Origin of the sequence: Pseudodonghicola sp., assembly GCF_048268305.1 — a bacterium.
In the GTDB taxonomy this organism is placed as follows: Bacteria; Pseudomonadota; Alphaproteobacteria; order Rhodobacterales; family Rhodobacteraceae; genus Pseudodonghicola.
This window is the reverse complement of record NZ_JBLWVT010000008.1, coordinates 26,263-46,222: the sequence shown is the minus strand read 5'-3', so window position 1 is coordinate 46,222 and position 19,960 is coordinate 26,263. Positions and strand designations below refer to the sequence as shown.

General features: G+C 66.5%; 21 protein-coding genes. 3 read left to right on the top strand and 18 right to left on the bottom strand.

The features are described 5' to 3' along the window. Nucleotides 1-69: 69 nt before the first annotated feature. Nucleotides 70-1,509, top strand: coding sequence for an aldehyde dehydrogenase family protein (locus ACN0V4_RS15470; protein WP_417677684.1), 1,440 nt, complete (start codon nt 70-72; stop codon nt 1,507-1,509). Between the two features lie 186 nt (nt 1,510-1,695). On the opposite strand, the gene ACN0V4_RS15465 is transcribed toward ACN0V4_RS15470, so the two are convergent. Continuing rightward, entirely contained in the window at nt 1,696-2,154 is a 459-nt protein-coding gene (locus ACN0V4_RS15465) for a glyoxalase superfamily protein (RefSeq protein WP_417677682.1), read from the bottom strand. A gap of 259 nt (nt 2,155-2,413) precedes the next feature. On the opposite strand from ACN0V4_RS15465, the gene ACN0V4_RS15460 reads away from it, so the two are divergent. Next, nucleotides 2,414-3,259, top strand: coding sequence for an alpha-1,2-fucosyltransferase (locus ACN0V4_RS15460; RefSeq protein ID WP_417677680.1), 846 nt, complete (start codon nt 2,414-2,416; stop codon nt 3,257-3,259). A 16-nt stretch (nt 3,260-3,275) separates the two neighbouring features. Here the strand turns inward: ACN0V4_RS15460 and ACN0V4_RS15455 are convergent, their stop codons facing one another. Next, nucleotides 3,276-3,920, bottom strand: a complete 645-nt coding sequence (locus ACN0V4_RS15455) for a pseudouridine synthase (RefSeq protein WP_417677678.1) — start codon at nt 3,918-3,920, stop codon at nt 3,276-3,278. 120 nt (nt 3,921-4,040) lie between these two features. Here ACN0V4_RS15455 and ACN0V4_RS15450 point away from each other — a divergent pair, with 120 nt between their 5' ends. Then, nucleotides 4,041-4,451, top strand: a complete 411-nt coding sequence (locus ACN0V4_RS15450) for a nuclear transport factor 2 family protein (protein WP_417678136.1) — start codon at nt 4,041-4,043, stop codon at nt 4,449-4,451. Nucleotides 4,452-4,526: 75 nt separating this feature from the next. On the opposite strand, the gene ACN0V4_RS15445 is transcribed toward ACN0V4_RS15450, so the two are convergent. The 16 genes from ACN0V4_RS15445 to ACN0V4_RS15370 form a co-directional block, all read right to left on the bottom strand. Then, nucleotides 4,527-5,441 (bottom strand): DMT family transporter, encoded by a 915-nt coding sequence (locus tag ACN0V4_RS15445; protein WP_417677676.1) that lies wholly within the window; start codon nt 5,439-5,441, stop codon nt 4,527-4,529. 6 nt (nt 5,442-5,447) lie between these two features. Next, the gene (locus ACN0V4_RS15440; RefSeq protein WP_417677674.1) at nt 5,448-6,905 is read right to left on the bottom strand and encodes an aldehyde dehydrogenase family protein; all 1,458 of its coding nucleotides are present in this window, start codon (nt 6,903-6,905) and stop codon (nt 5,448-5,450) included. Nucleotides 6,906-7,016: 111 nt separating this feature from the next. Then, nucleotides 7,017-8,603 (bottom strand): ABC transporter ATP-binding protein, encoded by a 1,587-nt coding sequence (locus ACN0V4_RS15435; RefSeq protein ID WP_417677672.1) that lies wholly within the window; start codon nt 8,601-8,603, stop codon nt 7,017-7,019. Then, nucleotides 8,600-9,415, bottom strand: coding sequence for an ABC transporter permease (locus ACN0V4_RS15430; RefSeq protein ID WP_417677670.1), 816 nt, complete (start codon nt 9,413-9,415; stop codon nt 8,600-8,602). Before ACN0V4_RS15430 ends, ACN0V4_RS15435 begins: the two co-directional genes overlap by 4 nt. After that, nucleotides 9,412-10,359 (bottom strand): ABC transporter permease, encoded by a 948-nt coding sequence (locus tag ACN0V4_RS15425; RefSeq protein WP_417677668.1) that lies wholly within the window; start codon nt 10,357-10,359, stop codon nt 9,412-9,414. Before ACN0V4_RS15425 ends, ACN0V4_RS15430 begins: the two co-directional genes overlap by 4 nt. A 123-nt stretch (nt 10,360-10,482) precedes the next feature. After that, nucleotides 10,483-11,742, bottom strand: coding sequence for a flavin-dependent oxidoreductase (locus ACN0V4_RS15420; protein WP_417677666.1), 1,260 nt, complete (start codon nt 11,740-11,742; stop codon nt 10,483-10,485). Nucleotides 11,743-11,817: 75 nt separating this feature from the next. Beyond that, nucleotides 11,818-12,360, bottom strand: a complete 543-nt coding sequence (gene idi, locus ACN0V4_RS15415; RefSeq protein WP_417677664.1) for an isopentenyl-diphosphate Delta-isomerase — start codon at nt 12,358-12,360, stop codon at nt 11,818-11,820. Between the two features lie 227 nt (nt 12,361-12,587). Beyond that, nucleotides 12,588-13,067, bottom strand: coding sequence for a c-type cytochrome (locus tag ACN0V4_RS15410; protein ID WP_417677662.1), 480 nt, complete (start codon nt 13,065-13,067; stop codon nt 12,588-12,590). 86 nt (nt 13,068-13,153) lie between these two features. Then, nucleotides 13,154-14,185, bottom strand: coding sequence for a P1 family peptidase (locus ACN0V4_RS15405; RefSeq protein ID WP_417677660.1), 1,032 nt, complete (start codon nt 14,183-14,185; stop codon nt 13,154-13,156). Between the two features lie 43 nt (nt 14,186-14,228). Continuing rightward, entirely contained in the window at nt 14,229-14,582 is a 354-nt protein-coding gene (locus ACN0V4_RS15400; protein WP_417677658.1) for a cupin domain-containing protein, read from the bottom strand. Then, nucleotides 14,579-15,325 carry an SDR family oxidoreductase gene (locus ACN0V4_RS15395; RefSeq protein WP_417677656.1) on the bottom strand — a complete coding sequence of 249 codons (747 nt, stop codon included), beginning with the start codon at nt 15,323-15,325 and terminating at the stop codon, nt 14,579-14,581. Before ACN0V4_RS15395 ends, ACN0V4_RS15400 begins: the two co-directional genes overlap by 4 nt. A gap of 78 nt (nt 15,326-15,403) precedes the next feature. After that, the gene (gene arfB, locus ACN0V4_RS15390) at nt 15,404-15,823 is read right to left on the bottom strand and encodes an alternative ribosome rescue aminoacyl-tRNA hydrolase ArfB (protein WP_417677654.1); all 420 of its coding nucleotides are present in this window, start codon (nt 15,821-15,823) and stop codon (nt 15,404-15,406) included. A 290-nt stretch (nt 15,824-16,113) separates the two neighbouring features. After that, complete coding sequence (locus ACN0V4_RS15385) at nt 16,114-16,743, bottom strand: queuosine precursor transporter (protein WP_417677652.1); 630 nt, start codon at nt 16,741-16,743, stop codon at nt 16,114-16,116. 110 nt (nt 16,744-16,853) lie between these two features. Beyond that, nucleotides 16,854-17,744 (bottom strand): esterase-like activity of phytase family protein, encoded by an 891-nt coding sequence (locus tag ACN0V4_RS15380; RefSeq protein WP_417677650.1) that lies wholly within the window; start codon nt 17,742-17,744, stop codon nt 16,854-16,856. After that, nucleotides 17,717-18,586 carry a penicillin-insensitive murein endopeptidase gene (mepA, locus tag ACN0V4_RS15375; protein ID WP_417677648.1) on the bottom strand — a complete coding sequence of 290 codons (870 nt, stop codon included), beginning with the start codon at nt 18,584-18,586 and terminating at the stop codon, nt 17,717-17,719. Before mepA ends, ACN0V4_RS15380 begins: the two co-directional genes overlap by 28 nt. Continuing rightward, nucleotides 18,583-19,920 carry an MFS transporter gene (locus ACN0V4_RS15370; protein ID WP_417677646.1) on the bottom strand — a complete coding sequence of 446 codons (1,338 nt, stop codon included), beginning with the start codon at nt 19,918-19,920 and terminating at the stop codon, nt 18,583-18,585. The genes mepA and ACN0V4_RS15370 overlap by 4 nt, the downstream gene beginning before the upstream one ends. Nucleotides 19,921-19,960: the final 40 nt, after the last annotated feature.

Genomic DNA, 19,960 nt, shown 5'->3' with positions numbered 1-19,960 from the left:
CAATGACAGAGTGACGCGGAATCGCTGACTGCTCAGTCAGCGGAAACCGCCGAGTTGGGAGTATCAAAGATGATCGAGAAGCGGAATTTCTACATCAATGGCGAATGGGTCGCCCCGATCGAAGCACGCGATTGCGAGGTGATCGACCCCTCGACCGAAGAGCCCTGCGCGGTGATCTCCCTGGGCAGCGATGCCGACGCCGATGCCGCCGTCGCCGCCGCCAAGGCAGCGCTGCCGGGCTGGATGGCCACCCCGGTGGCAGAACGGATCGCGCTGGTCGAAAAGCTGCTGGAAATCTATATGGAGCGGGGCGAGGATCTGGCCCAGTCGATGTCCATCGCCATGGGCGCGCCGATCGACATGGCCCGCAGCCAGCAGGTCGGGGCGGGATCGTTCCATCTGAAGAATTTCATCAACGCCGCCAAGAAATTCCAGTTCGACCGGCCGCTCGACGAGAAATACCCGAACGACCGCATCATCTATGAGGCCGTCGGCGTCGCCGCGCTGATCACGCCTTGGAACTGGCCGATGAACCAGATCACGCTGAAGGTTGGCGCCGCCGCCATCGCCGGCTGCACCATGATCCTGAAGCCGTCGGAGGAAAGCCCGCTCGACGCCATGGTCTTCGCCGAGCTGATGGATGCCGCCGGGTTCCCCAAGGGGGTCTTCAACCTGGTGAACGGCGACGGTATCGGCGTCGGCACCCGCCTGTCGGGGCACCCGGACGTCGATATGGTCAGCTTCACCGGCTCGACCCGGGCCGGCATCGCGATCTCGAAGAACGCCGCCGAAACCCTGAAGAAGGTGCACCTGGAGCTGGGTGGCAAGGGCGCCAACGTGGTCTTCGCCGATGCCGATGAAAAGGCGGTGAAGCGCGGCGTGCTGCACATGATGAACAACACCGGCCAGTCCTGCAACGCGCCGTCGCGCATGCTGGTGCAATCCGGGATCTATGACCAGGCGGTGGAAATCGCGGCCGAGGTCGCCTCGAAGATCACCGTCGCCAGCGCCCATGACGAAGGCAACCACATGGGGCCGGTGGTCAACAAGACCCAATGGGAGAAGATCCAGGGTCTGATCCAGAAGGGCATCGACGAAGGCGCCCGCCTGATCGCCGGCGGCCCCGGCCTGCCGGAGAACTTCAACAAGGGCTTCTATGTCAAGCCGACCGTCTTCGCTGACGTGACCCCGGACATGACCATCGCGCGCGAGGAAATCTTCGGCCCGGTGCTGTCGATCATGAAGTTCGAGACCGAGGAAGAGGCGATCGCCATCGCCAATGACACCGAATACGGGCTGACCAACTATGTCCAGACCCAGGACCCGGCCCGCGCCAACCGCATGGCCCGCGTGCTGCGTTCGGGCATGGTCGAGATGAACGGCAAACCGCGCTCGGCCGGTGCGCCCTTCGGCGGCATGAAGAAATCCGGCAACGGCCGCGAGGCCGGCATCTTCGGGATCGAGGATTTTATGGAAATCAAGGCCGTCAGCGGCTGGACCCCGGAATAAGCCCGCAGGTCCGCGTCATCGGGAAAGCCGCCCTTTGGGGCGGCTTTCTTTTTTTGCCCGGTCCGGCAACCGCGCAACGGCGTCCCGGGCGGGATAGGCCGTATTTGAAACGAGAAGAAGCAGGGGACCGTGCCCCGCTTTCCAGCGTCGTCAGATGCGGCCGGCGGGGACCTGGCTGTCTGCGCCTCACAGTCCCGCCGGCCCCACGATCAATTGTGGCACCCCGTCCGAAGTCTTTTGCGGCGAGTGGCCGTTTTCGTCGATCGTCGCGGTCACCCGCTGGCGGAACGCCGAAAAGCTGTCGAACCGCACCACATCGACGGGGGTGTCGAAATGCAGGGTGACCCGCATATGCGGTGAATAGGGGCTGTGGCTGAGCCCATGGACCCGGCCGGTGAAGGGCTGACCCAGATAGCGCCCGGTCACCCGGTCGCCCACCGCCAGCGGCCGCGCGTTGGTGTCGCGCGCCGGCCGCGATGCCAGGGCGCGCAATGTGTTCCAGTCGCGCGCGCCTTCCTGATGCGCCACCAGCTCCAGCGCCTGGGAATGGCTGATCTCGGTGCCCTGCGCCGCCAGCTTGGCGCGCAGCGATTTCGCCCGGGCCTTGAAGCCCGCGATCTTGGGGTGATCTTCGGATGCACTCATCCTGAACCTCGTCTCCGATACGGCATGACGCGGGGGGTGACGGAGGTTCGCATTGCCATCGCTCGCATGCCTGGGAGAGTAGGACATCTGAGCCAATTCCGGGTTTCACCAAAGCGTGACGCTTGCGAACGGCAGGGCACCCGAACCTGATCCCCCATAGGCGCGCGCGCCCCCGCCGGTCAAGCCCGGCAGGGCGCGCCGGGCTGGCCCTGTTGCTGAAATCCCCCTAAAGACGATGCAAAGCCCTGTGAGACCCTCGATGATCTATACCCGCCTGCATGGACGCCTCGGCAACCAGATGTTCCAATATGCCGCCGGCCGCGCCCTGGCGACCCGGCTGAGGGTGCCGCTGGCCGTCGATTCGCGCGGCGCCCTGCGCCGGGGCGAGGGGGGGCTGACCCGCGTCTTCGACCTGCCGCTGGCCGAGCCGGGGGCGCTGCCGCCGGCCAAGCACGACGGCTTTCTCGCCTATGCGCTCTGGCGCGGCTTCGGCCGCCATCCGCGGTTCCGCCGCGAACGGGGACTTGGCTATAACCCGGCCTTCGCGGGGTGGGGGGACGACACCTATCTGCACGGCTATTGGCAGAGCGAGCGCTATTTCGCCGCCATCGGCGATGTGATCCGCCGCGACTTCACCTTTCCCGCCTTCAGCACGCCGCAGAACGCCGAAATGGCCGCCCGGATCGCCGGGACCACGGCGATCGCGCTGCATGTCCGGCGCGGCGATTACCTGACGCTTGGGGCCCATGTGCTTTGCGATCAGGCCTATTACGATGCCGCGCTCGCCCGCGTGCTCGACGGGCTGAAGGGGACGCCCACGGTCTTCGTCTTCTCCGACGATCCGGACTGGGCCAAGACCAACCTGCCCTTGCCGGTGGAAAAGGTGGTGGTCGATTTCAACGGGCCGGAGACGGATTTCGAGGATATGCGGCTGATGTCGCTCTGCCGGCACAATATCATCGGCAATTCGTCGTTCTCCTGGTGGGCCGCCTGGCTGAACGCGCATGATGACAAGCGCGTCGCCGGCCCCGCCAAATGGTTCGGCGATCCGAAGCTGCAGAACCCCGACATCCTGCCCGCCGACTGGATGCGGATCGCGGTCTGACCTGGCGCCCGCCGGCTCAGAACGGGGCCGGCGCCCGCAGCTTCAGCGATACCCCGCCCTCGGGGTTCTTGATGCGCAGCTCCTCGGAATGCAGCATCAACCGGGGAAAGTCGCGCGCCGCCCCTTCGGCATAGAACGGATCGCCCAGGATCGGGTGACCCAGCGCCAGCATATGGACCCGCAGCTGATGGCTGCGCCCGGTCTTCGGGAACAGCCGCACCCGCGTCTCGTTTTCGCCATAGCTCACCACCTTCCAGTCGGTCACCGCCGGCCGGCCGGTGTCGTGACAGACCATCTGCCGCGGCCGATTCGGCCAGTTGACGATCAGTGGCAGATCGACGGTGCCGGTCTTCGGCTCCAGCCGGCCCCAGAGCCGGGCGACATAGGTCTTCTTGGTCACCCGCGTCTCGAACTGCATCGACAGGTTGCGCTGCGCGTGCGGGGTCAGTGCGAAGACGATCACCCCGGAGGTATCGCGGTCCAGCCGGTGCACCAGCAGCGCGTCGGGAAAGGCGGCCTGAACCCGGCTCAGCAGGCAATCGGCCAGATGCTCGCCCCGGCCCGGCACTGACAACAGCCCGGCCGGCTTGTTGACGGCGACAAGCTGCGCATCCTCGTAAAGGATGTCCAAGGGGTCCATGGGGGGATTGTAATCGCTCATTCCCCGCTCCTACCTCACCGCGTCCTGACGTCAAGCTTGCCCGAACGGCGCCGCGCCGCCAAGCTGCCGACGGAGCCGGAGGAGGAGAACCCCGAGATGACCGCAGATTTGCACCCCGACATGCACCCGACCATCGCCAAGGCGCTGGAGATCATCGCCTCGGGCGATCACGAGAAGATCGCCGAGGTGCTGGCCGAAGACGTCCGTTTCCTGCCGCCGACCTATTGGGCAACCTGGACCGGGCGCGAACCGGTGGCCGCCGTCCTGGGCCATGTGGGCAAGGTCTTCAGCGATTTCCGTTATCGCCGGGTGATGGGATCGGGCAACGACTGGGCGCTGGAGTTCCAGTGCAAGGTCAACGGGCTCGATGCCGTCGGCGTCGATCTGATCACCCTGGGCGAGGACGGGCTGATCAGCCTCTTCGAGGTGGTGATGCGGCCGCACAAGACGGTGGGCGAATTGCGCGAGGCGATGAACGCCCGCGTCAAGACCGACCCGCGGTTCCTGGAGTATCGCAAGGCGCTGTCCTGATCCGGTGCCCGCGACCCCGAGGCAGTGGCCCCCCGCGCGGGGGCCCCGCTGCGGCCGTGGAAGCGGTGGGTGCCGTCACCGCTCCGCCGCGATCCGACGGCGCCGCATCATCCGTTCCCGCCAGATCACCAGCAGCCCGCCACCGGCGATCAGCAGCGCCCCGGGGAAGAGATCGGCAAAGGGTGCCTCGCCGAAGAACAGCCAGCCGAAGCTGAAGGCGAAGGGGATGCCGAAATAGGAAAATGGCGCCAGCGTGCTCTGATCCGCCATCCGGTAGGAAATCACCATCACCAGAACGCCAAGCCCGCCGAAGGTGCCCATCATCACGATCCAGCCCAGATCGCCCAGCGACTGGATCGGACCGAAGCCGCCGGTGACCAGCGCCAGCAGGATCGCCCCCAGCAGCGCCGTGCCCGAGGAATAGAGATTGACCAGCGGGCTCGGCACATCGCTGTCGATCCGCCGCGCGATCACCCCCGACAGCGCATAAAGCATGGCCGAGGCGAGCGGCGCCGCCGCATAGATCGTAAAGCTCTCCGATCCCGGTTTCATGATCCAGAGAACCCCGGCAAAGCCCAGCACCACCGCAGCCCAGCGAATCGGCCCGACCCTTTCACCCAGGATCGGTACCGCAAAGGCCGTCATGAACAGCGCGTTGGAATAGGTGATCGTGGTGGCGGTGGCAAAGGCCATATGCCCCAGCGAGACATAGAGGAAGAACTGCGCGAAGGTCACGCAGACCCCGCGCAGGCAGCCGATCGGCCATTGCCGGATGCGCCAGCGGCGCCCGGCGGCATGCCAGGCGCGCGACGACCACAGCGCGATCAGCGAGGGGATCAGCCCGATCAGGTTGCGATAGGCCGAAAGCTCTGCCGCCCCATAGCGGGGCGTCAGGAATTTGATCACCAGACCCATCAGGTCGAACAGCATCAGCGACAAAAGCGACAGGGCGATCGCCAGCCAGACCGTCTCCCGATGGGTTTGGGTCATCTCGGCTCAGCCGTGATAGGCGGCAACGGTCTTGAGCTGGGAGAAGCCGTAAAGCGCCTCAAAGCCCTTCTCGCGGCCATGGCCGGATTTGCCGACGCCGCCGAAGGGCAACTCGACCCCGCCGGCGGCGCCATAGTTGTTGATAAAGACCTGGCCGGCGTGCAGCTTCTTGGCCAGCCGCATCTGACGCGAGCCGTCGCGGCTCCAGATGCTGGCGACCAGGCCATAGTCGGTGCTATTGGCGATCTGCACCGCTTCCTCTTCGGTGTCGAAGGGGATCAGCACCTGCACCGGGCCGAAAATCTCGTCCCGCGCCAGCGCATGATCGCCCGGCACATCGGCGAAGAGGGTGGGGCAGAGATAGGCGCCCTCGGCCGGGGCATGGCCCACCACCTCGCCCTGGGCGGCGATGGTCAGATCGGCCCCCTTGGCGAGAAAGCCGGAGACGATCTCCTTCTGGCGAGCCGAGATCAGCGGCCCCATCCGCAGGTCTTCCATCGCGGGGCCGACGGTGATGGCGGCATAGGCCTCGGCCATCCGGCGCTTGACCTCGTCATAGACGCCGCGCTGCACCAGGATGCGGGAAGAGGCGGAACAGGTCTGCCCGGCGTTCTGACAGCCGGCATTGACCAGGAAGGGCAGCGCCGCGTCCAGATCGGCGTCGTCGAAAACGAGCTGCGGCGACTTGCCGCCCAGCTCCAGCGTCACCGGCACCACGTTCTTGGCCGCCGCCGTCTGCACCAGGATGCCGGTCGGCACCGATCCGGTAAAGCTGATGTGATGGATGCCCGGATGCGCGGTCAGCGCCGCGCCGGCCTCGGCACCGATGCCCGGCACCACGTTCAGCGCGCCGGCGGGCAGCCCCGCCTCCATCGCGATATGGGCAAAGGCCAGCGCTGTCAGGCAGGCCTCTTCCGCCGGTTTCAGCACCGCGGCGTTGCCCATGGTCAGCGCCGCGCCGACCGACCGGCCGATGATCTGCATCGGATAGTTCCAGGGCACGATATGGCCGGTCACCCCATGCGGCTCGCGCAGGGTATAGACGGTATAGCCCTCCATGAAGGGAATGGTCTGGCCGTGCACCTTGTCGGCGGCACCGCCGTAGAATTCGCAATAGCGCGCCAGCGCGATGGCGTCCGCCCGGGCCTGGGTCAGCGGCTTGCCCACGTCCATCGCCTCCAGCACCGCCAGCCGGTCGGCATAGTCCAGCACCAGCTGGCCGATGCGGGTGATGATCCGGCCGCGTTCCAGCGCCGTCATCCGGCCCCAGTCTCCGTCCATCGCGGCTTGGGCCGCCTGCACCGCCGCGTCGATATCGGCGGCGCCACCACGGGCGATCTGGCAGATGGCGCTGCCGTCCGAGGGGTTGACCAGCGGCAGGGTCTCGCCGCTTTGCGCCGGCACCCATTTCCCGCCGATCAGGCAGAGGGTGGGATCGAACCAGATGGGATTGGTCTCGCTCATGAAAGGCTCCTGACGTCACGGGGCGGCATCTTGCCCCTTCTTCTCGTTCCAAATACGGCCGCCGGAGGCATCGGCGCAGCCGATTTGCCCGGCAGGCGACCGGCGCGCCGATCAGCCCAGTGCGGGCAGGGTCGGCGCGGCGGCGATCAGGGTTTGGGTATAGGGGTGGCGCGGCGAAGTGAAGACCTGTTCAGTCTCGCCCTCCTCGACGATCTCGCCCGATTGCATCACCAATACGCGATCCGTCACCGTGCGCACCACGCTCAGATCGTGGCTGATGAACAGATAGCTGAGCTGATAGGCCGCGCAGAGCTCGACCAGCAGATCGAGGATCTGCGCGCGCACCGAGACATCGAGCGCGCTCACCGCCTCGTCGAAGAGGATCAGCTCGGGCCGGATGATCAGCGCGCGGGCGATGGCGATCCGCTGCCGCTGGCCGCCGGAAAACTCGTGGATGTATTTCGTCGCGTCCTGGGCCTTCAGCCCCACCGCCTCCAGCGCCTCGGCGATCGCCCTGTTGCGGGCCGCCCCGGTGGGCGGCGTGTCGAGCAGGTGGAAGGGTTCGGTCACCAGCCGGTCGACCCGGTGGCGCGGGTTGAAGCTGCCGAAGGGATCCTGGAACACCACCTGCATCCGGCGGCGCACCTGTGGGTCCGGCTTGTGCCCGGACCAGACCGGCCGCCCGTCCAGCAGGATTTCGCCGCCTTGCAACGGCTCCAGCCCCAGAAGCGCTCGGGTCAGGGTCGATTTTCCGCAACCGGATTCGCCGACCAGCCCCAGCCGTTCGCCCCGGTTGAGGGTAAAGCTCACCCCCTTGACGGCGCGGTGATAGCCGGGATCGCGGAACAGGTGCTTGCGCGGCAGACGGTAATCACGAACCGCGCCCTTCACTTCCAGCAACGGTTCCGGCTCGGGCCGCTCGGGCAGCACCACCTGATGGCCCGAGGCCTCGAACAGCATCCGCGTATAGGGATGCGTCATGTTGCGAAAGAGCTCGCGCGTGGGGCCTTCCTCGACCAGCTCGCCATGGCGCATCACCACGATGCGGTCGGCCATATCCGACACCACGGCCAGGTCGTGGGTGATCATCAACAGCCCCATGCCGAAATCGGCGACCAGGCTTTGCAGCAGATCGAGGATCTGCGCCTGCGTCGTGACGTCGAGCGCGGTGGTCGGCTCGTCCGCGATCAAAAGCTTCGGTCGCAGCGCGATGGCCATGGCGATGACGACGCGCTGGCGTTGCCCGCCCGACAGCTCATGCGGGAAGCGCGACAGCGGAAAGCGATCCTCGGGCAGGCCGACGCGGTCCAGCATCTCGCGGGCACGGGCGCGGGCCTGATCCTTCGGCATCGCCTTGTGGATCAGGATGGTCTCCATCACCTGATCGCCGATGGTCTTGACCGGGTTCAGCGCCGTCATCGGCTCCTGAAACACCATGCCGATCTCGCGCCCGCGCAGGCTGCACATCTGCGCTTCGCTCCGCGCCAGCAGGTCCTCGCCTTCCAGCAGGATCTTGCCCTGCGTCTCGGCCCGGTCGGGCAACAGGCCCATGACCCCCAGCGCGGTCATCGACTTGCCCGATCCGCTTTCGCCGGTGACGGCGACGATCTCGCCCGGGGCGACGGAAAAGCTCACGTCCCGGAGAATCGGCAGGCCGCCGATCTGCAGGGACAGGTTCTGGATATCGAGAAGGCTCATGACCGGCGCACCCTCAGTCGGGGGTCGAGCAGGTCTCGCAACCCGTCGCCCAGAAGGTTCAGCCCCAGCACCGTCAGCACGATGGCAAGGCCGGGGATCAGCGCCATATGCGGCGCCAGGCTGACCATGGTCTGGGCATCGGCCAGCATCCGGCCCCAGCTTGGCACCGGCGGCTGCGCGCCGAGCCCGACATAGGACAGACCCGCCTCGGCCAGGATGCCGAGCGAGAACTGGATGGTGCCCTGCACGATCAGCAGGTTCAGCACGTTGGGCAGGATGTGTTCGAAGGAAATCCGCGTCTGCGACTTGCCGGCGACGCGGGCGGCCATGATGAATTCCCGCTCCCACAGCGACAGGGCGGCGCCGCGGGTGATCCGGGCGAAGACCGGGATATTGAAGATGCCGATGGCGATGATCGCGTTGACCGCCCCCGGCCCCAAGATGGCGGTGATCAGGATGGCGATCACCAGCGAGGGGAAGGCAAAGACCAGATCGTTGCCGCGCATGATCAGCTCATCGAGCCAGCTGTCCTTGCGGGCGGCGGCCATCAGCCCCAGCGGGATCCCCAGGGCCATACCGATGCCGACCGCCACCAGCGCCACCGCGATCGAGGTGCGGGCGCCGACCATGATCATGCTGAACATGTCGCGGCCGAAGTGATCGGTGCCGAACCAATGGGCGGCCGAGGGCGGTTTCAGCTTCGCCGGGATATCCATCGCGGTGACGTCGTAGGGCGTCCAGACGAAGGAGACCAGCGCCGCCAGCACCACGAGAGACGACAGGACGGCGCCCAGAATCAGATTGCGGTTCATGTGCGCTGCCTCAGTCGGGGATCGACGGCGGCATAGGCCAGATCGACCAGAAAGTTCACGGCGATGACGGCGAAGACCAGCAGCATCACCACCGATTCCACCACGATCAGGTCGCGGGCCGAGATCGCCTGGAACACCAGTCGGCCGAGCCCGGGCAGGTAGAAGACCTGTTCGATGATGATGGCGCCGGCCAGCAGGAAGGAGAATTGCAGCCCGATGATCGTCAGGACCGGGATCATCGCGTTGCGCACCGCGTGACGCCACAGCGCCTGACGCCGGCTCAGGCCCTTGGCGCGGGCGGTGCGCATGAAATCCTCGCCCAGGATGTCGAGCAGCGCCGAGCGCATGACGCGGGCCAGAATCGCCGCCTGCGGCAGCGCCAGCGCGATCGCCGGCAGGGTCAGCGAATGGATGCCGGCCCAGAACCCCTTGTTCCAACCGGCGAAACCGCCGGCACCGAACCAGCGCAGGTTGATGGCGAAGATCAGCACCAGCATCATCGCGAACCAGAAGTTCGGGATCGCCACGCCCAGTTGGGTCGCCCCCATCACCGCCATGTCGCCCGGCTTGCCGCGCCGCGCGGCGGCATAGATGCCGGCGGGAAAGGCGATCAGCGTCGACAGCGCCAGCGCATAGAGCGCCAGCGGCAGCGATACCCAGAGCCGTTCGGCGACCATCTTGGTCACCGGCGTGCGATAGGTATAGGAGGTGCCGAAATCGCCGTGCAGCATGCCCCCCACCCAGGTGAGATAGCGTTCGACCTTGGGCACATCGAGGCCCAGCTCGGACCGCAGGGCCTCGACGGTATCGGGCTGGGCATTGATCCCCAGCATGAAGGAGGCCGGATCGCCCGGCGCGATTTCGATCACGAAAAAGATCACCAGGCTGGCGACGGCCAGGCTGAGGATCAGCGAGATCAGGCGTTTGAGTGAATAGCGTAACATCGGCGGCACGTTAGGGATGCCCCGCGCAGAGGTCCAGAGCCAGACTGACGATCTGCACGGGCGGAAATCTCGCCTGCGCAGATTGTCAGCGGTCCTGACCTTTCCGCCGGGGGCGTGGAAGGATCAGGAGGCTGTCGCGCCGGCGGCAATGATCGCCGGTTTGGCGTTCAGCTCGGCAATCGAAAACCCGGCGATGGATTTGAAGCGCGCCGCATGGGCGGCCAGATCGGCGGTGGGGATCACATCGTCGATGGTCTCGAACTCTCCGCCGCAGATATCCTCGACCATCTGCAGCACCGCGTCCGGTCCGCCGCCCTTGCGGTTGGCAAGGCCCACCGCGGTGGTCAGCGGGCGGATCTGGGCCTCATAGGCCGCCAGTGCCGCCGGGGTGACGCCATGAGCCAGCAGGCTGGCGCCGATGACGCGGGCGTCGACGATCGCCTGGCTCGCCCCGTTGGAGCCGACCGGATAGGTCGGATGCGCGGCGTCGCCCATCAGGGTGACCCGGCCCTCGGTCCAGCGCGGCAGCGGATCGCGGTCGACCATCGGATATTCGAACACCTGATCGGCGCCGCTGATCAGCGCCGGCAGGTCGATCCAGCCGAACCGCCAGCTTTCGAAATCGGGCAGGAATTCCTCGATCTTCGCGGCACGGTTCCAATCCTCGCGCCGCCAGTCGTTGCTGGGATCAAAGCGTTTCTCGGCGATCCAGTTCATGGTGACCAGGCCGGTTTCGGGATCGGCGGCGGAGATCGGATAGGCCACCGCGCGCAGGCTGTCGTGGCCGATCATCACCATCGCCCCGCCGCCCTTGTAATCGGGCGCCTGCGTCGTCGCCCGCCACAGGATGCGCCCATCCCAGATCGGCGCGCCCTCATCGGGGTACATTTGGGCGCGCAGCGCCGAATGGATGCCGTCGGCGGCGATGATCAGATCGCCGGGAATGCGCCGGCCATCCTCAAGGATCAGCGTCGCGCCCTCTGCCCCGGTCTCGAAGCCCTTGGCGCGGGCGCCGGTGACGATGCAATCGGCTCCGGCCCGGGCGATCAGCGCGCGGTAGAGCATCATCTGCAATTCGCCCCGATGGACCGAGAACTGCGGCCAGGCATAGCCGGCGCGCTCGCCCCGGGGTTCCTCCCAGATGGTATGGCCGAACTTGGAATAGAAGCCGAGCTGCCGGGTCCGCACGCCGATGGCGTCAAGTTCCGCCTCAAGCCCCAGATCGAACAGCTCGCGCACGGCATTGGGTTGCAGGTTGATGCCGACGCCCAGCGGTTTGATCTCGGCGGCCGCCTCGTAGATGCGGAAGGGCAGGCCGATCTGATGCAGCGTCAGCCCGAGGCTGAGCCCGGCAATCCCCGCGCCTGCGATAAGAATGGTCATGCTGATGTCTCCTCCCCGTCTCCGGCGGCAGAGAAAGCAGGCGCGAGAGGTCTGCGCAACCCCCTGTGAGGCGTTTTAGCGTTTCGCCACCCAGGTCAGATTGGGGTCGAAAATCCGGTCGGCATGCTGGTCGAGATAGATTTGCAACCAGGGGGTGAAACGCTCGGGGTGGCGGGCGACCTGGGCCAGCAGGTCGTGATAGTCGATCCAGCGGGTTTCCATCACCTCTTCCGGGTCGGGGACCAGCGGCAGATCGCGATGCGCCAGCGCCAGAAAAACATCGACCTCCTCATGTTCGATCAACCCGTTGCCGACCTCGGCGCGATATTCCAGCCGGTGGCGGAATTCGGGATAAAGCCCGGCGATCCCCAGCTCCTCGCGCAGGCGCCGGAGGGCGCAGTCGCTTGCGGTTTCACCCCAATGCGGATGGGTGCAGCAGCTGTTCGTCCAGAGCCCGGGGGTGTGGTATTTTCCCAATGCGCGGCGCTGCAGCAGGATGTCGCCGCCGCGCTGGACAAAGACCGAAACCGCCTTGTGCCGAAGGCCCTGGCGATGCGCGTCGAGCTTGTCGACAGGGGTGAGGGTGCCGTTGACCCAGGCCGGGATGGGCTGGCTCATCGGGCGATCAGGTCTGGCCCACCGCCGTTGCGGGCGGTGTTCTGGGCGGGGTGGCAAATCATCATGTGTTTGGCGGGGGGCCGCAGCTTGGGGTGGGGGGCGGCAGGTCGCGACCCTGGCGTCAAGCTAGGGTGTGACGGCCGCGCTTTCAACGATGCGAAAGGCCGCAGCCCTGGCGGAGCTGCGGCCTGATCCGTTTGCGTCCTGCGTCCGCTCTGGCGAGACGGTTATTCGCTGGCGGGCTTGTCCTCGCTGGTCCCTTCGGCCGGCGCCTCTGCCGGCGCGTCGGCAGGGGCCGGCACCAGGCTGGTGAGATAGGCATAGACGTCCTCCCCCCCCTTGGGGAGCTTGAAGCTCATCATCGACTTGGCTTTCTTGTCGTCGAGGTGATGCTGCAGGAACTTGCGCGGGTCCTGGACGTATTCAAGGAAGGCCTTGCGGTTCCAGATCAGCCCGGCCTCGCCGGCGGCGACCAGATCGGGGCCATATTTGAAATCTGGAAAGGTGCCGGCCTGACGACCGATCACGCCGTAAAGGTCCGGACCGGTGCGGCCGCCCTTGACGATGACTTCGCCGCTGTCGGTGATGATCGAATGGCAGGCCTTGCATTTGCCGAAGAGCTTTTCGCCCTTGGCTGCGTCGCCGTCATCGGCCAGGGCGGGGGCGGCGATCAGGGCGGCAAGGGCGGTTGCGATCACACGGTTCATGGCTTCCTCTCCTTGTTTGGGCCATCGCAAGATAGCGTTGGGGTGCCGTCCGGAGTCAATTGCCAACTTGCCGCAAGGGCAAGGGCCTAGCGGACAAGTTGCGACCAGCAGGGCAGCAGATCGCCCTCGGCCGGAGTGGCGGCATAGGCCGCGCGGGCGATGGCACGCGCCAGGCAGAGCGAGGCGGCATGGCCGATCTGCGTCAGGTCGCGTTCCGGTGATTGCATCGGCCGGGCGCCGGTGGTCAGGGCGAAGACCAGATCGCCATCACCGGGCGCATGGGCCGGCACGCAGGCGCGGCCGATGCCGTCATGGGCGGCGGTGGCCATGCGCTGGCACTGCGCCTTGGTCAGGGCGGCGTCGGTGGCGACGATGGCGATGGTGGTATTGGCGCGGGTCTCGCTGAGCGGCCTGCCGCCGTTCGCGGCCATCATCGCCGCGAACTTGCGGCTGTCGAGACTGCGGCCCAGCCCGGTTGCCGGGTCGGGGCCGGTGCCGCCGAATTCGCCGTCGACCTCGAAGGGGGCGGCCCAGAAATGCCGGTCGCCCGGTGTTGTCACCGCCCCCATCGGGTTGGCGGCGACCAGGGCGCCGACGGTGATCCCGCTGTCCAGCACGAAGGAGGCGGAGCCGAGCCCGCCCTTGACCATGGCGGTCAAGGCGCCGGTGCCGGCGCCTGCGGTGCCGATGGCGAAATCCTCGCCCAGATTGGCGAAGGCGGCCTTTCCAAGCGTGCGATAGGGGTTTTCGTCCCAATCCTTGGCGCCGCCGTTCAGCAGATCGAAGATGATGGCGCCGGGCACCAGCGGGATCAGCGCGGCCCCCAGCCTGAGGCCGCGGCCTTCGGCCCGAAGCGCGTCCATCACGCCCGAGCAGGCGTCGAGCCCATAGGCGGAACCGCCGGAGAGCACCAGCGCGTGCACCTCGGTATTGGTCTTGTCGGGGGCGAGCAGGTCGGTTTCCCGCGTGCCGGGCGCCCCGCCCATCACATGGACCGATGCGGTGAAGGGCTTGTCGGAACTCAGCACCGTGGTGCCGGATTTCAGCCGATCGTCCTGGGCGTTGCCGACCAGAAGGCCGGGTACATCGGTGATCAGGTTGCGGGGGCCTGGGATCATGGTTGGGCTCGCTGTCCTTGGGGGGGATTGACCGGCGGCGGGGTCAGATGCGCGGCCTGGGCGCGGCGCTGTCGGATTCGCCCGAATTCGGCTCGCCCTTCGGCTGGATCAGCAATACTTGGCATTCCTGTTCCGCCCGCGGGCGATGCATCGCGCCCTTGGGCACGATGAAAAGCTCTCCGGCATGGACAGTCTGCGACGGCTGATCTTCGATGTCGATCACCATCTCTCCCTCGAGAACGAGGAAGAAGTCGTCGCTGTGCCTGTGCCGGTGAAACGGAAACTCGCCGTGAAATTTGACCACCATGACGTCGTGACCATTGTAATCCGCAACCACGTGCGGCTCCCAATGGCCGGAGAACATGGCGAGCTTCGCGGCGAGCTTCACAGGTGTCATATGCAGCGGCCCCCGTCGACTTCCATCGCCACGCCGGTGATCATGCTGGCTTCTTCCGAGCAGAGGAAGGCGGCGGCATTGCCCATGTCCTCGGGGGTGGAGAAGCGGCCGATCGGAATGGTGGAAAGGAACTTGGCGCGCATCTCCGGCGTGTCCTGCCCCATGAAGGAGGCCAGCAGCGGCGTTTCGCCGGCCACAGGGTTGATGGCGTTGACGCGGATGCCCTTGGGCGCCAGTTCCACCGCCATCGACCGGGTCGCGGTGATCATCCAGCCCTTCGAGCTGTTGTACCAGCTCAGGTTCGGGCGCGGCGACACGCCGGCGGTCGAGGCGACGTTGAGGATCGCGCCGGTTCCCCGCGATTTCATATGCGGCACCAGGGCGCGGGCGGTCAGATAGACCGACTTCATGTTGACGTTGAACACGCGGTCGAAATCGGCTTCCGAGATTTCGTCGAGCGGCGTCGGCAGGTGGGTGACACCGGCGTTGTTCACCAGGATGTCGAGATGGCCGAAGGCCTCGAGCGCGGCTTCGGCCATGGCGTTGACCGAGGCGGCGTCAGAGACGTCGACGCGCTGGGCGATCGCATCGTCCCCAAAGCCCTTGGCCATGGTTTCGGCGGCCTCGCCATTGATGTCAGCGATCATCACTCGGGCCCCTTCGGCGATGAACTTGCGCACGATGCCGGCGCCAAAGCCCGATGCGCCGCCGGTGACGATAGCGGTTTTTCCCTTGAGTCTCATGGCTGTTTCTTCCTTTAGTCCGGATTTCGGACGGACATTAGGGCGACCGGGAGATTGGCACAAGCGGGACGCGAGGGATCAGCCCTCTTCGATCTTGCCGCGCAAGGCCTTGACCTCGCCGCGCACCTTCTTGGCGTCGAGCCGGCGGCGGATCGACCCCTTGGTCGGTTTGGTGGCGATCCGGCGCTTCGGTGCGATCAACGCCTTCTGGATCAGCTCGACCAGGCGGTCTCGGGCGATCTCGCGGTTGCGGACCTGGCTGCGGGTCTCGTCGCATTGCAGAACGATGGCACCCTCAAGGGTCCAGCGCCGCCCGGCCAGCCGTTTCAACCGTGCCTTGACCGCAGGGGTCAGCGACGGCGACCGTTCGGCCTCGAACCGCAGCTCGACCGCCGAGGAGACCTTGTTCACATTCTGCCCGCCGGGACCGGAGGCGCGGATGAACTGTTCGGTGAGTTCCCAGTCGGCAAGCGATATGTCATCGGTGATACGCAGCATGGCGGCAGGTTATCCTGTTCGCCGGTCGGGCAAAAGCGGGTACGGTGAATACAAAAAAGGGCCGCCCTGACAGGGTGGCCCTTTCGAAAGCCAAGGAGGTGGGGCCGGTTAGATTGTCGGCCAATCCACGCGGGCGGATATACCGCTCAGGGCTGCCTTAAACGGCCTCCTCCCACGCTGTCCCGACACCTCGCTCCAATACCTTTCTCGACACTGGATCACCTCCTTTTCTGCCCTGTTACCGTTATCATCAGGGTGCCACGACCGGCGGAGATCACCAAATAAAATCGTCACGCGGCGCCGCGACGGGTCAACATTTGTGCAACGATGAGGCGGAAGGGAATCAGTGCCACGATCGCGAGGCCCAGCTTCACCAGCCAGTCGGCAGTGCCGAGCGAGACCCAGAGCGGCACCATCGGACCGGCACCCAAGAGCGGCAGGTGTTCATTGGCCCAGGCAACGTCGTTGGCCGGGTCGATCCAGCCCAGTTGCAGCGAGAAGGCGATGGAGAAGAACAGCGCCGTGTCGGCTGCCGATCCCACCAGGGTCGAGGCCAGCGGCGCCCGCCACCACTTGCCCTCGCGCAGGGCCGAGAAGATAGCGACATCCAGCATCTGCGCCACCAGAAAGGCGGTGCCCGAGGCGAGCGCCACGCGCAGCGTCACCAGCGGGCCGAAGTCTCCGCTGATCTGGGTGCCGATCAGCGAACAGGCGACGCCGACGACAAAGCCGGCAAACACCACCCGGCGGGCGGATGCGGCGCCATAGACGCGGTTCATCACATCGGTGACGAGAAAGGCGAAAGGATAGGTGAAGGCGCCCAAGGTCAGCCATTGGCCGAACAGGAATTGCACCAGGATGTTCGAGGCCACCACAATGGCGGCCATGGCAAGAATGCCGGGAATATGCGATCGGTTCATGTCAGAGGCCCGTTTTGACAAGGTGGCGGCGACTTGTCCCGCAGCGGCCTGGGTTGGCCGGCGGGCAGGGGTCCATAGCCCGCCACGGCCTTGTAAGCAAGGATTTCCGGTTAATCCGGCAAGACGTAGTCGACCAGTTCGGTCCGCTGCAGCCGCAGAAAATTGTCGTCTGACACCATCGTCGCCCGCAGCCGCCCCTTTCCGTCGCGCCAGATCGAGACGCCTTCGAGGTTGTCATGCATCCCGGGTGCGGTGGTCAGCAGGGTTTCCTCCTGCCCGGGGCCGTCAGCCTCAATGCTCCAGCGCCGCAACCGGCTGCGAAACCCCAGCAGGGTCACCGCGCGTTCCAGCACGTAAAGCCGGCCATCGGGGCCGAAATCGGCGCCGACCGGCAGGAAGCGGCCCCGGGGCGGCAGGGTGAAGACCTCCCGCCATCGGCCGTTTTCCAGCCGATAGACCGGGATTTGCCCTTTGGCGTCGCGGCCGCCCTCGGGCAGGGTGTAGAGGCGCCCCTGCGCGTCGATCGCCAAAGCCTCCAGCGACCGGTTGCCGGGCAGGCCGCGAAAGACCTGCGGATCGTTCAACACTTCGGCGGCGGCGTCGGGGCGGCGATAGCGGGCGACGCGGTGCACCCCCTCGAAGGAGACATAGAGGGTTCCGTCGGGGGCCACCGCCAGCCCTTCGGAATCGCCGATCGGGCCCTTCATCGGGTGTCCCGTGCTCGACCGCAGGCGCCAGTGCCCCGAGGTCTGCGCCGCGACGATCCGCCCCTCGGCATCGCGGGACAGCCGCGCGGTCATCAACACGGTCCGGTCGCTCAGCACCGTGGCGGAAAGCCCGTCGTCGGAGAGTTCCAGCGCCGACAGCCCGCCGAACCAGGGATCGGCCTGCTGCCAGGTATAGCTGCCCAGCAGGTGCGCGCGATCCGCCCCGTCCTGATCCGAGGCATCGCAGGCGGTGCAGAGCAGCAGGATTACTGCGAGCGCAGGACCGAGACGCATTGCTTGGGCAGATCGGCCAGCACGTATTCGCGGCGCGGTTTCGGTTTCGGCGCGTTGGGATCGGGCGGCGGCGGGTTGAGGATGTTGTTCACCCATTCCTGCGCTTCGGCACAGCCGTCACCGGCGGGCGGCGCGTCCTGATCGACGCAGTCCTTGGCGCCCCGGGGGCAGGTCAGCCGGACGTGGAAGTGATAGTGATGCCCCCACCACGGCCGGATCTTGCTGAGCCAGCTCCGGTCGCCCTTCTCGTCGTTGCACATCTGCACCTTGGCGCCGGGGAAGATGAAGATGCGGGCGACGCGCGGGTCGCTGGCGGCGGCGCGCAGCAGGGCGTGGTGCTGCGGCGTCCAGGAGCTGTTCACGTAGGCGCCGTTCGATCGGCGCATCGAGATTGAGGAAATCTCCTCCCGCTCCTGCCGGCTGAGGGTCAGCCGCTCGGGCGGCAGCATCCAGATATCGGCATCCAGCCCGATCTGATGGCTGGCATGGCCCGAGGCCATCGGCCCGCCGCGCGGTTGGCTCATGTCGCCGACATAAAGCCCTTTCCAGCCCGGCAGGGTGGCGGCGAAACGGCTCAGATCCTCGATGAAGGCGACGGTTTCCGGCTGTGCCCAGTTGCGGTTCCGGCTCAGCCGCATGGCTTGCCAGGTCGGGCCGGTCTCGGGCAGGGCCGCGCCGCCGGCCATGCAGCCCTTGGCATAGCTGCCAAAGGGGGCGGGGCGTTGTTGCGACGGGGTGGCCTTGGCGCCGAAAAGCTGTTTCGCCGTCGGCTCGGCCCAGCTTGCCGGCGCGCTCAGGATCAGACAGAGGATCAGGCTCAGCCAGGCGAGTGGGCGGGTCATCGGGATAGGTCTCCTTTCGGTTCAACCCAGCGTAGCAGGATCAGCCCCAGCAGGAAAAGGGCGATCAGCGGGGTCACGCCGATCTGCTGGCTGCCGGTCAGCAGGGTGACGGTTCCGATGGTGAGCGGCGCGATGAAGGAGGTCGCCTTGCCCGCCAGCGCGTAGAGCCCGAAGGAGGCGGTCATGCGATAGGGATCGGCCTGGTGGACCAGCATGGTGCGGCTCGCCGACTGGATGGTGCCGCCGGCCGCCCCGATGATGGCACCGAAGACATAGAAGACGATATCGGGCAGGGCAGAGTTGTCCGGCACGGTCATGCCGAAGACCATTCCCGGCCTGACGAAGATGATGCCCAGGGCGACGCCGGTCAGCAGCAGGACGCAGGCGGCGATCACCGGCTTGGGGCCGAATCTCTGATCGGCGCGGCCGCCGGCCCAGGCGAAGATCGCGCCCGAGATGATCGACAGGATGCCGAAGATGCCGGTATCGACCACCGACCAGTTCAGCACCCCGGCGGCATAGATGCCACCGAAGACATACATGCCGTTCAGCGCATCGCGATAGAACATCGAGGCGGCGAGATAGGCAAAGAGCGAGGGGCGATCGGGCAGTCGCCGCAGGGTCTGGCCGACATCCCGCAGCGCCGCCGCCACGCTGCCGCGCCGTCTTTCGGCGGGCACCGGATCGCGCACCCAGAGGAAGAAGGGGATCATGAAGACGGCGTACCAGATCGCCGTCAGCGGCCCGACAAAACGGGTGCCTTCCCGCGTGGCGGGGTCGAGCCCGAAGGCCGGCGCCAGGCCGAGGAAGGTTTTGCCGGTGCTGGCGCTTTCGGCGAAGAAGCCCAGCATGATCACCAGAGAGATCAGCCCGCCGACATAGCCGAAGGCCCAGCCGTTGCCCGAGATGCGGCCGATCTCGTCCCGCGTGCCGAGGTCGGGCAGGATGGAATTGGTGAAGATCGTCGCGAATTCCATCCCGATCAGGCCGATCGCGAAGAGAATGAGCGTGAGCAGCAGGTTGAAATGCCCCGGCGCTGCCGTCCAGAGCCCGGCCGAGCCGATCACGTAGAGCAGCGAGAACAGCCAGATCCAGCGCATCCGGTTGCCCGAGAGATCGGCCATCGCCCCCAGGATCGGGGCGAGCAGCGCGATGACGACGCCGGCGGCGCCGATGCCGAAGCCCCAGGCCGATTGCGCGGCGCTGCCGTCGCCCATCAGCTCTTTCACGTAAGGCGCGAAGATGAAGGTGATCAGCAAGGTGTTATAGGGCTGGCTGGCCCAGTCGAAAAAGAACCAGCCCCAGATCCGCTTTCTGGTGGAAATACCCGTCATCACTGCCCCCGCCGCTTTGCGCCGATATGACCGGGCCACC